The organism is Stygiolobus azoricus (genome assembly GCF_009729035.1).
GTDB classification, from domain to species: Archaea; Thermoproteota; Thermoprotei_A; order Sulfolobales; family Sulfolobaceae; genus Stygiolobus; species Stygiolobus azoricus.
The window spans coordinates 1,226,694-1,239,610 of sequence record NZ_CP045483.1 but is presented as its reverse complement, the minus strand read 5'-3'; the positions used below and the strand labels follow the sequence as shown (position 1 = coordinate 1,239,610).

General features: G+C 37.7%; 12 protein-coding genes and 1 pseudogene. 4 read left to right on the top strand and 9 right to left on the bottom strand.

What is annotated here, in order from left to right:
- Window positions 1-45 precede the first annotated feature (45 nt).
- Window positions 46-732, top strand: coding sequence for an HAD family hydrolase (locus D1868_RS06820; RefSeq protein WP_156006808.1), 687 nt, complete (start codon window positions 46-48; stop codon window positions 730-732).
- Window positions 733-1,095: 363 nt separating this feature from the next.
- Here the strand turns inward: D1868_RS06820 and D1868_RS06815 are convergent, their stop codons facing one another.
- The 4 genes and pseudogenes from D1868_RS06815 to D1868_RS06805 all read right to left on the bottom strand — a co-directional run bounded on the left by D1868_RS06815 (window position 1,096) and on the right by D1868_RS06805 (window position 5,925).
- Window positions 1,096-2,370 carry an ATP-binding protein gene (locus D1868_RS06815; protein WP_156006806.1) on the bottom strand — a complete coding sequence of 425 codons (1,275 nt, stop codon included), beginning with the start codon at window positions 2,368-2,370 and terminating at the stop codon, window positions 1,096-1,098.
- Between the two features lie 478 nt (window positions 2,371-2,848).
- Window positions 2,849-3,048 (bottom strand): annotated as a pseudogene (locus D1868_RS11335) (RNA-guided endonuclease TnpB family protein); the annotation flags it as partial.
- A gap of 308 nt (window positions 3,049-3,356) precedes the next feature.
- The gene (locus D1868_RS06810) at window positions 3,357-4,373 is read right to left on the bottom strand and encodes a GH12 family glycosyl hydrolase domain-containing protein (protein WP_156006804.1); all 1,017 of its coding nucleotides are present in this window, start codon (window positions 4,371-4,373) and stop codon (window positions 3,357-3,359) included.
- 172 nt (window positions 4,374-4,545) lie between these two features.
- On the bottom strand, window positions 4,546-5,925 hold the full coding sequence (locus tag D1868_RS06805) for an MFS transporter (protein WP_156006802.1): 1,380 nt from the start codon (window positions 5,923-5,925) through the stop codon (window positions 4,546-4,548).
- Between the two features lie 262 nt (window positions 5,926-6,187).
- Between D1868_RS06805 and D1868_RS06800 the strand changes: the two genes are divergently transcribed.
- Window positions 6,188-7,000, top strand: a complete 813-nt coding sequence (locus tag D1868_RS06800) for an HpcH/HpaI aldolase/citrate lyase family protein (RefSeq protein WP_156006800.1) — start codon at window positions 6,188-6,190, stop codon at window positions 6,998-7,000.
- Window positions 7,001-7,202: 202 nt separating this feature from the next.
- Here D1868_RS06800 and D1868_RS06795 read toward each other — a convergent pair whose 3' ends face one another.
- From D1868_RS06795 to D1868_RS06785, 3 genes are all read right to left on the bottom strand, one after another.
- Window positions 7,203-8,198, bottom strand: coding sequence for an alcohol dehydrogenase catalytic domain-containing protein (locus D1868_RS06795; protein ID WP_156006799.1), 996 nt, complete (start codon window positions 8,196-8,198; stop codon window positions 7,203-7,205).
- Window positions 8,199-8,415: 217 nt separating this feature from the next.
- A complete protein-coding gene (locus tag D1868_RS06790; RefSeq protein WP_156006797.1) occupies window positions 8,416-9,480 on the bottom strand; it encodes a glycosyltransferase family 4 protein in 1,065 nt (354 codons plus the stop codon).
- Window positions 9,481-9,638: 158 nt separating this feature from the next.
- On the bottom strand, window positions 9,639-10,169 hold the full coding sequence (locus tag D1868_RS06785; RefSeq protein ID WP_156006795.1) for a DUF998 domain-containing protein: 531 nt from the start codon (window positions 10,167-10,169) through the stop codon (window positions 9,639-9,641).
- Window positions 10,170-10,606: 437 nt separating this feature from the next.
- Here D1868_RS06785 and D1868_RS06780 point away from each other — a divergent pair, with 437 nt between their 5' ends.
- On the top strand, window positions 10,607-10,834 hold the full coding sequence (locus D1868_RS06780) for an AbrB/MazE/SpoVT family DNA-binding domain-containing protein (RefSeq protein ID WP_156006793.1): 228 nt from the start codon (window positions 10,607-10,609) through the stop codon (window positions 10,832-10,834).
- On the top strand, window positions 10,794-11,228 hold the full coding sequence (locus tag D1868_RS06775; RefSeq protein ID WP_156006791.1) for a PIN domain-containing protein: 435 nt from the start codon (window positions 10,794-10,796) through the stop codon (window positions 11,226-11,228). Before D1868_RS06780 ends, D1868_RS06775 begins: the two co-directional genes overlap by 41 nt.
- A 493-nt stretch (window positions 11,229-11,721) precedes the next feature.
- On the opposite strand, the gene D1868_RS06770 is transcribed toward D1868_RS06775, so the two are convergent.
- Both D1868_RS06770 and D1868_RS06765 read right to left on the bottom strand, forming a co-directional pair.
- Window positions 11,722-12,033, bottom strand: a complete 312-nt coding sequence (locus tag D1868_RS06770; protein WP_231112498.1) for a DsrE family protein — start codon at window positions 12,031-12,033, stop codon at window positions 11,722-11,724.
- Window positions 12,034-12,038: 5 nt separating this feature from the next.
- The gene (locus D1868_RS06765) at window positions 12,039-12,764 is read right to left on the bottom strand and encodes a molybdate ABC transporter substrate-binding protein (protein ID WP_231112324.1); all 726 of its coding nucleotides are present in this window, start codon (window positions 12,762-12,764) and stop codon (window positions 12,039-12,041) included.
- Window positions 12,765-12,917 lie beyond the last annotated feature (153 nt).

Sequence of the window (12,917 nt, the reverse complement as noted above, 5' to 3'; positions counted from 1 at the left end):
AGAGTTAACAAAATTTTTTATCTGATATGAATTTTAGAACTTCCAATGAAAATAAAAATAATCTCTCTGGATTTAGGTGACACATTGATATACAACAAGCCGTGGAGATACGAAGTAATATCACAAGCGCTCAAAGACTTAGGCTATAATATACCTGCAAAAAAGCTCTTCAGGGTTTCAGCTAAGATAAGAGGTAAAAAATTAGAACCTAACCCGAACGGAAATAACACACCCTCGCTGAGAGAAATATTTAACGAGTTAGGGCTTAAATTAAGCGACAGAGACATAGAGAAAATTGAGGAAGCGAGGAGAAAAGCCGAAAAAGAAGTTCTAATGTATGATGACGTTATAGAGTTTTTAGAGGCTGCCAAGTCTTTAGGATTAAAGACTGTACTCATAAGTAATGCTGCAAATAACGGTAGGGCTAAGAAACACCTAGAGACGTTCGGTCTGAGGAAATACTTTGACAAGGTAGTATTTTCCTTTGAAGTAGGGAAGGTAAAACCTAATCCCGAGATATTTAAGCTAGCCATACCTGAAGGTAGAGAGATGGCTGTTCACATAGGAGATATTTACGAAGTTGATGTGGTAGGTGCAGTTAATGCCGGGCTTCGAGGTGTTCTGTTAGACAGGAGAAACGCTTACGATGAAATCAGTGAAAAATACTCTAGCCTAAGGGAAGTCCTTAAGGAAATAGAAAAAGAGAGTATATTTATAGAGAAAGAAACGTGAAAAAACATTACAAAATATCGGAAAGCCTCGTCCTTTGGGGGAGGAGATCAGTTATAGCTAAAAACATTATGTAGTGGTAACTTAATTCACTAATTATCTTTTTCCTCTTATTTCTTTTATCGAATTTTCTTTTAATGATGCTAATGACACTCCTCCCCAGCTCAATTGAGGAAGGGGCAATTAACGGCATTTCTTCAAAGTAACTTGCCGATAAAAGTCTCTGTTCACTCTCTATCCCAAATTGGAGGATCTATGAGTTACTGGACTGGTTTAGTCTCGGACCGATGGTGGGAACTATGAGGAGGAAACCTTCGCTGGCAGGGAGGAAGTTAGATACCATGATTACTCCATTTCAGAAATCGACTAAAAACCGAGAGCCCATTTCCATATTTTAACTATTCTAACTCCGTTTTCTTCTATCCTTTCTTCGTCATCAAAAGTGAGAATATATGCTCTCACCTTTTTTCTCTTCATCACCTCCCTTATCCCCTTCATTTCCCTCTCATCGTTTAACGTGTAAGTTACTTGATAGGCTTCCGTCACCTCATTTTGCTGTAATATTAAGAAGTCCACTTCGTTTTTACCGTGATAATAGTAGATAGACTCACCACCATAACGCCTCCTCAACTCTAGATAGACGAGATTCTCAAGAAGTGAGCCTAAGTTCTGATTCAGTCTGTAACCTACCACGTTTGAGAGTCCGGTATCAACGCTATACACCTTTCTCTCTCCCTTTACCATCTGAGACAAGGAAGGGGAAAGAGGTCTAACAAAGTGTATTAACATGGAGTTCTCAATACAGGCTGTAAACCTCTCTACGGTCCTCAGGGGGATTTCTAAGGCACGTGACACCCTCCTGAGGGAGACTCTGTTACCTACATTAGATATGTAAAATAGTGCTAAGGATCTCAGTTTATCTGACCTTTTAATGCTGCACTCCTCTATTACGTCTTTACTGATTATGTCATCGTAGAGTTGTAACAATACTTTCTCCTTTACGTCACTGTTAACCACCATAGGGAATCCGCCGAATTTAAGGTATTCCTGAAAAAGGGACTTTATCTCACTACTTCTTGCTATCGCGTCTAATTGTCTCTCTATTTTCACTCCCTTAAAGTTAAGGAACTCCTTAAAAGAGAAGGGTAATACTTCTAGAGAGATGTGCCTGCCCGCTAACACCTCTTTCACTCTACCTTTGTTCACTTTGGACGTTGAGCCTGAGACGGAGATAAAAGCTTCTTTTCTATCTATTAAAGACCTCACAAATCCCTCCCATCCCTTTACCCTTTGAACTTCATCTAAGAAAATGTAAGGCTTACCTTTTACTCCGGTTTCTTCCTTATATACGTTAAGGAGGTCAAAAAGCTTTTTCCCATCGTTAATTTCCGCTAATCTCGGATCTTCAAAGTTTATAATGAGGGTGAGAAAAGGGTTTACGCCCTCCTCCACTAGTTTCTTTACCACTTGGTTAAAGATAGTGGACTTACCTGATCTCTTTACCCCAACTAGGTCACAAACTATACCTTCTTTTAGTATTTGGATTACTTTATCAGTGTAATCTCTGAGGACACCGGTGAATTGAGATTTGTACCAGAAGTTCCAGTCTATCAACGCTTGTATTATTTTCTCTCTATCCACATGTAAAAATAAGGAGAAGTGATTTAAAAATGATTCACTTGTGAGTCAAAAATAACGAAAAATTGATTCACTTGTGAGTCAAAAATAACGAAAAATTGATTCACTTGTGAGTCAAAAATAACGACTTTTGCTTCCTATCCGAGACATTGATTAGATAAAGAAACTTGAAAGTACTGAATGACGCGAGAGGTAAGCTATTAGAATAATGAGGAATACATTATTTTTGTACTTATGGAAAAGGAAAGCCACCTACTCTGAATATACTCGTCATTGAAAGATTCAGAAACAATCGCAAGAGAGATGGAAAATTTTATTACATAAGCTGAAGGTTGATGGGAGTTTTTTAGATTAAAATTAAGATATTATTTTTGACTCACTCTAATAAATTCACTCAAATCTGATGCTAAGCTTCCTTTTGTTCAGGAGTTCACTGACTTCCTCCCTGCAAGCGAGGATCTATTATACTCCTAGCCTTTTAGTGGAAGGAACGAATCCTATACTAAGATTCTCTTATTGTCCTTTCAACCTCCTTGGGCACTTCCTTTAGAGGTTCTCAGCTAATGACTTCCAGCGGTATACCTCATCAAGGCAGGTTGGGATCCTAATGTAATTGACATCGTCTTTTCCTAAAATAATCTCAGCCATACTTGAGATATCAACAGCTACACTTTCCCTAGCTTGAACGTTCTGTAGTATTTACGGCTGGTTTACCATTATATCTTGTAAATTTAGGAATAGTGTCAATTTTAGGGGATATCGTTAAAATGATAGGAATAGTGGGACTTCTAATATCGGGAGGTATAAAGTCACTGATGATGAATGAAAAAGTAACATGAGAGAGACATTTTGTAAACCCGTAATGAACATTCTGTCTATATGTGAGGAGGAAATTATAGCTAAACTTGAACAATCCCCCATGAGTTGCCCCTATCAGTTTGATAAAGAAAAAACAGAAATTTCTTCACGAACTCTCTAAAGCCGGTATTTTACGATCCTGCCGTTGAGTTAAATATTAAATACCATCCGTATAGTTCATACCCTAAATTAGCGTTACCTTGAGGGTCGTTGTTAAATTCCATACCAACTTGTATAGCGTTTAAATAGTACTGACTGGGGGAAAGAGATGGAAAGATTTTACTTGCGAAGTAGACGGACTGCTTTATTAAATAGGATAACGGTAGGGTTATATCACCTTCTAGCTGCTCTTGAGATACGTAGTATACACCAATCCATCCGTCACTAGAGCCTGTATGAGGTAAGACGTAAACATCGAAGATAACGTTTTCCATACTACCGTTAATAATAGCTGTGACTGTAACGTTACCTACCTTAACAAAATACTGACTGGAAATGTTCTCCTCATGATACATCCAGACCATGACCTCAATGGAAGGATATTGCAAGACGGTCACGTTAGGGTCTTGAGTCAACCAAATGTCGTAGGAGAAGTCGTCTATGCTCCCGTTTACCTTGTAAAGTTTGAAGTCTACCTCAGAGTAAAATTTGGGTAAAGAATCTAGCTTTTGGGGTAGAGTTAATTGAGGTAATTGAATAGTAGAGCCGTAAAATGGGAACCAGCCCTCCCTTCCGTACATTAAGCCTGGATAACCGTCTACTGGGATATTGTTTTGTATTTTTTTGAAATTGGTGAGGTTTATTGAAACTTTGAGTATACCGTTTTTAAAAGTCATGTTCACGACTCCGTCAGAACTCTGTATGTTCCAGAGGAAAGTAGAGGCAAGGAGGGAATTATGAGTACTGTAAACTTCCGCAATGGGGTAGGCGAGAGTTGGTCCCTTTTCCCCTATCAAACTGAAGGAAGTGTTAAACTCCATTAAGTTTATCCTAATAGATGACGAGGTGAAACTATTAGAATGAGCACTGTAAGAGTTAGTGGAAGAGCTGAAATAGCTTTTACCACTATGGTTAACGTTAGAGAGTACGAGAGCTAAGGAAGAAATGAGTAATGTAATTGTGACTAGAATGATTATCCCTTTTTTCATGTTTAAGAATTCGTGATCGTGTAATATAAATTCTCATAAGGACAACGATAACTTACACGTCATTAAAATGTTTGTCATTCTGTCCCTAAAAGGGTGAGCAACTTAACAGAACTAGAAGTCATCAGAGCCTTATTTTCTTTAAAAAAGGAAGGATATATACCTTATTCTTTACTTATTCTTTACTCTTTTCCTCTACTTCTACGACTTTGATCTCGCCCGAACTCTCCTCCAAAGGCCTACCTTTAGTCTCCGGGATTACGAAGTAGGTGAGGACAGCAGCTGCTAAGGCTACTACACTTAATACTCCTATAGCCACATTCAACGGTAAATACGGGAATAGGAACGCAGTAATTACAGCACCAATTCTACCAGCAGCTACAGTGATTGCTTGTACAATTCCCCTTACTTTAGTTGGCGCTAGTTCCACGCCTAACATACCGGCGGCACTGATCGATCCGGGTCCAGCCTGTGAGAAGAAATGCGATAACCCATAGAGTGTGAAAGCTCCTATTACTGGAATTGATGACCTCGTCAGGGAGAACAACATTAGACTGGCAAACATACCTAAGAAGCCCACAGTTTGTAAGGGTTTCCTTCCCACTCTGTCTATCAGAAGGATGGCAACTATTCCTCCGGGGAAGACAAACACGAATTCTACGAGTAAGTTGAAGACAGCACCGTTCTTAATACCAACTGCTGGAGCTATTTTTGAGGGACCAAATAAGATACCAGAATAAGCAACTATGTCAAATAGGAACCATAAAATAGCAGCGGTTATAAATACTTTGTAAAACCTCGCAAAGTAGTCCTTGAAAGTGCGTATGTCCTTGTACTCGCCTTTGACATTCACGTCGGTTTTAGCCAGAGTTTTCACGACTTCCTTGAACGCCTTAGAATCACCTTGAATCCTCAACAAGTACCTAGGTGTCTCTGGGATCTTCCTCCTCAAATATACTACTGCAACAGCTGGTATCGCACCAGCAGCCAAGACCACTCTCCATATTATGCTGTCGCTTATGCCTAAGCTAGTTAGCACCAAGTCTAATGTAGATGCCGTAACAAAACCGAAGCCCCACATCATCCCGAAACCGAATGCGATTAATTTTCCTCTGTCTTTTGCGTTTGAATGTTCTGCCATTATCATAGGTGACAATACGTAGTCAGCTCCCACTCCTACACCTAAAAGTCCTCTAACTAAGACTAACTGTAACGGTGACGTTACTACTGCTTGTAGTAAAGCTCCTATCGTCATTAAAGTTACATCGATACCGTAAAACTTTTTCCTTCCTTTGTTGGCTAAGTAACCGAAAAGTAGGGCTCCTATTGCAGCTCCTGCTAAGGCTGAACCGGTTAGGAGGGAAGACCATAGTTTGTATTCTGGAGAGCCAGCTGTCACTCCGAAGTAAGATAGAACTGTAGTTAAAACCAGTCCTATTGAAGACAAGTCATATCCGTCGGTGAAGACACCCATTCCAGTCGTTATTAGAGATTTTATGTGCCATACATCAAAACTCCTTTGGTCTAGAGGTTTGAACACATCCCTTAAAGTCATACTATACACTACTCCTTCTTTCTTATAAAAATAACCTACTTATTTTATCTAGTACTATATTTAAAGTTATAGAGTATATAGTCGTCTATAAACTATATATTGTTCCTAGTAGATGTTTTTCGGCGTTACGATAAAACGGTTTTAGATTACGCAAAGACTCTGATAGTGTAGGTCTATTTCATATTTATTAAATTTTTAAATAATTTTATATTTCAAGAATTTTTAGGTAAAGTTTTATTTTTTCGTATACAATAAAAGATTTATGATACGGAGGACGCAATTATACGTACCGGCAATATCTGAGAAAATGATTAGGAAATCCGTAGAGCTCAACGCTGATTCAATTATTTTTGATTTAGAAGACGCGGTACCTCCAGAGGAAAAGGACACCGCACGAAAGTTACTATCAAAAGCCCTAAAGGAATTAGATTGGGGAAAGAAGGAATTATGTGTTAGGATAAATCCTTTACAGAGCCCTGAATCATTTTCAGACTTATTAGTCTTATCTAGAGAAGATAAAATAGACTGTTTAGTAGTACCTAAAGCTGAGAATGATCTATCTTTTTTATATAAAGCTACTGGGAAACGGATATTTCCCTTAATTGAAACCGCCAAGGGATTAACCAAGATAGAAGATATAATCAGGTCTGAGGGAGTAGACGGTGTTAGTTACGGTATAGCTGATTTGGCATTATCTTTAGGCGGTGATTATAAGTTTTATGAGGGAAACTTGTATATAAAGACGTTAATAGTTTCGGTAGCGAGAACTTATGATGTTGACCCTGTTGATAAAGTGTTCTTTGATTTAAAGGACATGGAGGGATTTAAGAGAGAATGTGAGGAGGCAAAGAGGTTAGGGTATGTAGGTAAGCAGGTTATTCACCCTTCTCAAATAAGTATAGCTAATGAGGTATTTTCACCAAGTAGAGAAGAAGTGGAATGGGCGTCAAGGGTAATTGAAGCTTATGAAAAAGCTAGGAAGGAAGGTAAAGGAGCGATAAGACTAGATGATAAATTAATAGATTATGTACACTATAAATTAGCTAAAAGGATAATGGAGTTTGGAGGGGAATAAATAGAAACGAGTTGATAGTTAACTAACACATTCCTTTTAACCCTAGTTTGTAATGGAGAATGCTAAAGTGGCCATTTACTTCAGTTAATGTAATTAATTTTTTTCCAAATCTAATAATAGATTATTTACATTCTTAATGTCAAAACTTTCTGACTAAATAAAAACTTTAACTATTACGTATAGTTATTTTATTATGTAGTTATTAGTTCATAGATATTAATATTCGTCCGTCTCTGCTTGGCGAGAACAGTTCCTTTAAAGCTTCTACACCCTCTTCAAGTTTAAACTTTTTCCAGATCTTCACTTTACAATCCCTGCATAGATCTAGTAATTCTAAGAAATCCTTTCTATTACCTCTATTAACACCTAGTATACTAATGTGCTTAGAATATATTTGGTTAAGGTTGACCTTAACTTCAGCACCTAATAGTGTTCCGAAGGTAACTATCTTACCCTTGACTCCTACCACAGCAAGGCTCTTGTCCCAAAATTTTTCTCCCAAAGAGTTAATTACAACATCAGCCATTTTTCCATTTGTAAACTCTCTGACTTTCTCCTCAACTTCCTCATAGTCGACAACTAAATCAGCACCAAAATCCTTCAGCCAAGGTTTTCTAGTTACTGCTATAACCTTAGCTCCGAACTTTTTAGCTAACTGTACAATGAACATTCCCGTATTTCCTGAAGCACCAAAAATGACTACAGTCTGAGATGGTTTTAAATCTGCTTCTTTTAAGGAATGATATGCTGTTAATCCAGCAACAGTTAGGCTTGAGGCTAATTCCCAACTATAATCTTCTGGTAGTTTAAACACATACTTCTCCTCTAGTGATACATACTCAGCCCATCCACCGTTAGTGTCTATACCTATTCTACCTCCGTTTCTGCACACAGTTTCATATCCTATCATACACATATCACAAGTTCCGTCAAATATTCTACCATAAATTACCACCTTATCACCCACTTTCAAGTTCTTTACTTTTTCACCAGTCTTCACTACCTCACCTGCAAATTCTACTCCCGGAATATGAGGTATAGGATTAACTTTCAAACCATTTACCGTATAGTAATCTACTGGGTTGACCCCTGCCATTACTACCTTTACTAAAACCTCGTTGGGACCTACATTAGGGTCAGGATAAGTTGTATATTTTAGGTTTTCTAATCCGTTTCTTTCGAAGACTAACGCTTTCATGAGGGAATTTTAGGTTATAAGATTTTAAAAATTAATTTGGGTTATATCTTAAACTATTCTATATTTATTAAAATAATTTAGATAAATACAGACATTTTAAATTAATTTTAGATAATGTATTAATTACGCAGACTCCTAATGCTCATAAACTAAACTAACTTCTTTCCCTTATTTTGTTTATTTCCTAATGTTTGTCACTGGAAAACAAAGAAGCTAGCTACACCTTCTCCATCAGTTCTAATAACCTCTCACCATGTTTATACCAAGAATACTCTTTTGCCGTTTCCCAAGCTGAATAAATCATCTTCCTTCTCAACATTTCGTCGCTTAAAACTTCATTTACTCTTTCAACTGCTTCTTCCACATCTTTCACTACGAATCCGTTTTCGTAATTCCTTACAAACTCTTTTCCACCTAAGCCATCATTTACGATCACCGGTGTTCCGTGAGCCAATGCTTCTAAAACCCCCATTCCCGGTCCTCTCTCGTTAAAACCGAAGCGTATAAATAGTGACGCCCTCTTGTAAAGGGAGTTCAGCTCATTCTCACTTATCTTACCGGTAACTAGAACCTCTGGGTATTTTCTTTTAAACTCTTCCATAGTGTCTTTTCTAGTCCAAGATCCAGCCATTACAACTTTTCCCTTAATTTTCCTTGCTAATTCACCGTAAAGTTCAGGTTTTCTACCAGCGTCCCACATTGATACGGCAAGGACAATCTTCTCCCTCTCTTGATTTACATTCTCGTCAGGATAGCAGCCTGGATAGAGAACTTCAGATTTAATTCCAAACTCTTTAAGTGTCTCTGCATTCCATCTTGAGTTTGTCATAACAATTTTAGCCTTTTTTAAGATCTTCCACTCCATTAACCTAGGTAGGGAATACTTCAACCCCTTTAAGGGTAAGGACGTCTCATGTAAATATAAAGCATAATCTTCACCGTAAAATATTTTTCTAAGGTATCCTGAAATTCCAGCAAATTGATCGTGGTATAGGGCTTTACCCTTAACTAAACGTACAGATTTCAAGATTAGATCCAGATCTACTGTTGCCTCGTCACCCCTTTGTGGAGCATAGAGCTTTGTTATCTTCCTGAAAAGAGGGGTTAAGAACCCTATCTCCCCCTTTCTCCTCAAATATGTTACGTCGATATCATTTAGGTTATAATCGTTAGAACTTTCTCTCAGTACCAAAAGTTTAGCCTTAGTTACCCTGCTCTCCTCTACAGCTATCCTTGCAACTCCACCGTTCCACAATACTCTGAGTACAATGGTGAAACTCATGTGATTATAAATTAGATGTACAGAATAAAACGTTTGAGATAAAAGCTCTTACTTCCTGCAAAAGATGGGTTTTGCGCTAAACTACAATTCACTTAAATAGTTAAGCGAAGGTTTTAGTATTAACTTCATCTTGAATAATTTCAGCTAGTATGTCAAAGCTAGTCTGGCTTATTAACGGATATACGCGAACCGAAACTTATACCCCATATCAACTCAGGATATGCTATCATCCGTTCCATACCACCTACTCCTAGAGGGCCGTAAATGTGAGCAATAAAAAGGACGAGCGCTATTAGTGAGATAAAACCTAGGAGAGCCCAGAGATAAAACCTAAAATAAATGGAAGAGACTATAGCCGTAATCCCGCCAAAGAGGAAAGTAAACAAGGCTGATATTAAGTGAGGAAAACCCGTGGTCTCAGGAAATATTCCTACTAGCATAGAACTTAACCCTACAATAAATAATAAAACGGATAAAGTCCTTCTATTAAGCGAAAAAGACGATACGATTACTAACAAGCCCATCAGTATTATTGAAGCGTTAAATAATATTGCTGTCTTACCTACTCCTAGGTCGCTAATATAGTTAGAGTGAACGGAATAACCAGGGTAAAGTGATTCACTAATTACCATTAATAGTAGAAACTGAGAAACCCCCAAGAGGATTAAATATCCTGGTATTTTTGTCATTCTTTATACACGTGTGTATTTAGTCATTATTAAACGTTATGTTTGTACTTAATAAGTGATACGACTTGTTTGTCATCAAAGTATAGGATCATGTATAACTGTGCGAAATCGTTAGTGGGGTTCAGAGAAAGAATTTTTTATCTGGAAAAATCTGCGAGTTGAGACCAAATATTAGTTCATTGTAGTTCGAGAATTGATATTGGCGTAAGCGTAAAATGGTCGAGATAAGTTAAGGTTTTTCGCTATATGAACTGCAGTTATGATAACTACCTTGATGTAATTATAGTCTAACTTAAATTAAGGTCTCTGACCATCTCGACATCGATGAGAGGCAATCCTCGCCTTGTTAGGTAGGGTAACTAGTTGAGTTTTGATATTGACAGTTAGTATTGTTAGATCAGATAATACTTATTAGTCAGATTAATCAGAATAATCTTATGGAAATAACAGTTAGACTAGGAAAAAGGAATGCTATTTACATTCCCAAAACAGTAACCGAAAAACTGAACCTCAAGGAGGGAGATAAGATGATCTTAGTCGTGGAGGGAGATAAGATCGAGCTTATACCCCTTAGGAAGCCTTCTAGGTATTGGACTGAGGTAGACCCAGATGAGGTAGAAGAGGTTGGAGAGGAGATTACTAGAGCTCTCGGAATTGATAGTTGATACTTCATTCTTACTACCCTTTGTAGGAATAAAGGTAAGAGGTGTTAAAGAAGATCTACTAGAAGGTAAAACTTTATACTACCCTTCACTTATACTGACCGAACTTTTAGCGGTTATAATTAAGGAACTAAAAAAACTGAGACTAAAGAAAGTCCCAGAGGATGTAATTAAAGGGCTGTCATATATAAATGCTAACGTAAGACTGATCTCATTAGATCAGACTGATATAGTTACTGTGTTTCAAATAATGAACTCAGGGTGGAACGATATATTCGACGCCATTCTTTACTCGGCTTATAAGAGTACTGGGATACCCATGCTTACTATGGACAAGTCTTTTTATAACTTCTTAAGCACAAAAGGACTGGAAACTAGCGGAGTTATTTTAATATAGACCTCTGTGCAGCATTAGCAAATGCCGCGTTATTCTAACTAGGGAACGGGTCTACGATGAAGGAACAATTGGTGAAGCGTGATTAACGACGAACACGCTAGCCCGTCCTCTACTGTTTGACCTTTCTCTGAGTTATAACGACACACAAGGATAATAGTTTTTGAATCCGTTTGTCCCCAGAGGGTCATCCTGATTATTTTAGGGTGAGTCGCCTCTAGAGACTTCCACCTCATCCACCACCCTCTTGGCAGGATTTAGTTTCTCAGCAAGTCTTATGTTTTCCGGCGACTTTATCCCCCACCTACACCTATTACTATATCTGCATCAGCAAGTAAGTTTCGTCTCTCCAACTTTGAACGGGATTATACATCCACGTTAGTAAGGCCCCTTCATAACTAAGTCCTGAGTTATACAGATTAATTATTTACACAGACGAATTTTAAACTAGTTAAAGCATTTTTTAAACTCTCTGACTCCATAAACTTACTCAATGTCATAATCTCAAGTATATCCAACCTTCTTTCTGTCTTCTAACAACTTCTCCCACACCTGAGTTTACAATCTTTACACCTTTTACTAGAGAACTCTCATTAATTCCCTGAGATATTAACGAATTCCTACATGCAATCACATTTATCTTCTTTTCAAGGAGAGGCTTAATAATCCCCTCGTCTATCGTAGCAGTTATTGCAGACTGGTGAAACACTACTTCTACTTCTTCTAATTCTTCTCCCAGATCGTTGATTAGGTTCATGACAGACTTTACAGCTTGGTTTATTTTTTCCTTCTCCGAAACCTGAACCACTACTTTCAAGCTATCCACCTGAAGCCGTACTTAGTGTAAATCTCCTTAACCTTTTCAGATCTCAGGAGTGAAAAGGCTTTTTCAGCCATTTCACTGTGTACCTTCATTAAACCGAAAGCTAGCTTACCTTCCTTATTTGGAGAGGGGACTGAGAACTTAAATTTCCAATAAAGTGCTTCGGTAACCCAGACTACACCTGCATCGATCTCGTTATTCATTAACATTTTAGGAATTTCCCTGTGATGAATCTTTGTTAAGTATACATTCCTTCTTAATAGTTCTTCATAACTACCGCATGTTTCCTCATATATTTCCTTGAATAGTTGCCCTATTCCCTCAGTTATCGGATTAGGTATTGCAATTTTTAATTCCTTCAAAGAACACCAATCATCAACTTGCTTTTTATTATATACAATTGCTAGGGAATTACTTACGTACTCAAAGGTCTTTATCACGTCTAACTCTTTAATCATTAAAGGTGGAAGTGAAACAATCTCAGGCTTATAGTCTATCACTAGATTACCAACCTTTATAGGTGTTCCTTTTGAATGTTCTTTCACTATACCGGGAGGTAAGGTTTCGATAAATGCCGAAATACCGTTGCTATTTAAGAAATCCAGTAGATCAGGTACTACAAACCACTGGTTACCAGCCATGAAGATTTTGAGCCCTTCTATATTTCCCCAAAAGTCGTAGATCTCGTCAAATCCTTGAAGTGTTACGTCTATCATAAGATTAGTAAAATAAATTCTAATGTATTAAACCTTATCTAACTGAGGCATTGTGAAGTGCTCATAAGGATGCATACAAAGATTCTAGGATCAGAGACAAAACAAAAGCAATCAAGATTCATTAGAATGCAAGTTATCACGAGCTTCCATTAA

What these genes read in the sequence shown, in the direction of transcription:
- D1868_RS06780 (WP_156006793.1), top strand. Translation starts at nt 10,607, where the DNA reads ATGGAAATAACAGTTAGACTAGGAAAAAGGAATGCTATTTACATTCCC.
- D1868_RS06805 (WP_156006802.1), bottom strand. Translation starts at nt 5,925, where the DNA reads ATGACTTTAAGGGATGTGTTCAAACCTCTAGACCAAAGGAGTTTTGAT.
- D1868_RS06790 (WP_156006797.1), bottom strand. Translation starts at nt 9,480, where the DNA reads ATGAGTTTCACCATTGTACTCAGAGTATTGTGGAACGGTGGAGTTGCA.
- D1868_RS06820 (WP_156006808.1), top strand. Translation starts at nt 46, where the DNA reads ATGAAAATAAAAATAATCTCTCTGGATTTAGGTGACACATTGATATAC.
- D1868_RS06785 (WP_156006795.1), bottom strand. Translation starts at nt 10,169, where the DNA reads ATGACAAAAATACCAGGATATTTAATCCTCTTGGGGGTTTCTCAGTTT.
- D1868_RS06800 (WP_156006800.1), top strand. Translation starts at nt 6,188, where the DNA reads ATGATACGGAGGACGCAATTATACGTACCGGCAATATCTGAGAAAATG.
- D1868_RS06810 (WP_156006804.1), bottom strand. Translation starts at nt 4,373, where the DNA reads ATGAAAAAAGGGATAATCATTCTAGTCACAATTACATTACTCATTTCT.
- D1868_RS06795 (WP_156006799.1), bottom strand. Translation starts at nt 8,198, where the DNA reads ATGAAAGCGTTAGTCTTCGAAAGAAACGGATTAGAAAACCTAAAATAT.
- D1868_RS06765 (WP_231112324.1), bottom strand. Translation starts at nt 12,764, where the DNA reads ATGATAGACGTAACACTTCAAGGATTTGACGAGATCTACGACTTTTGG.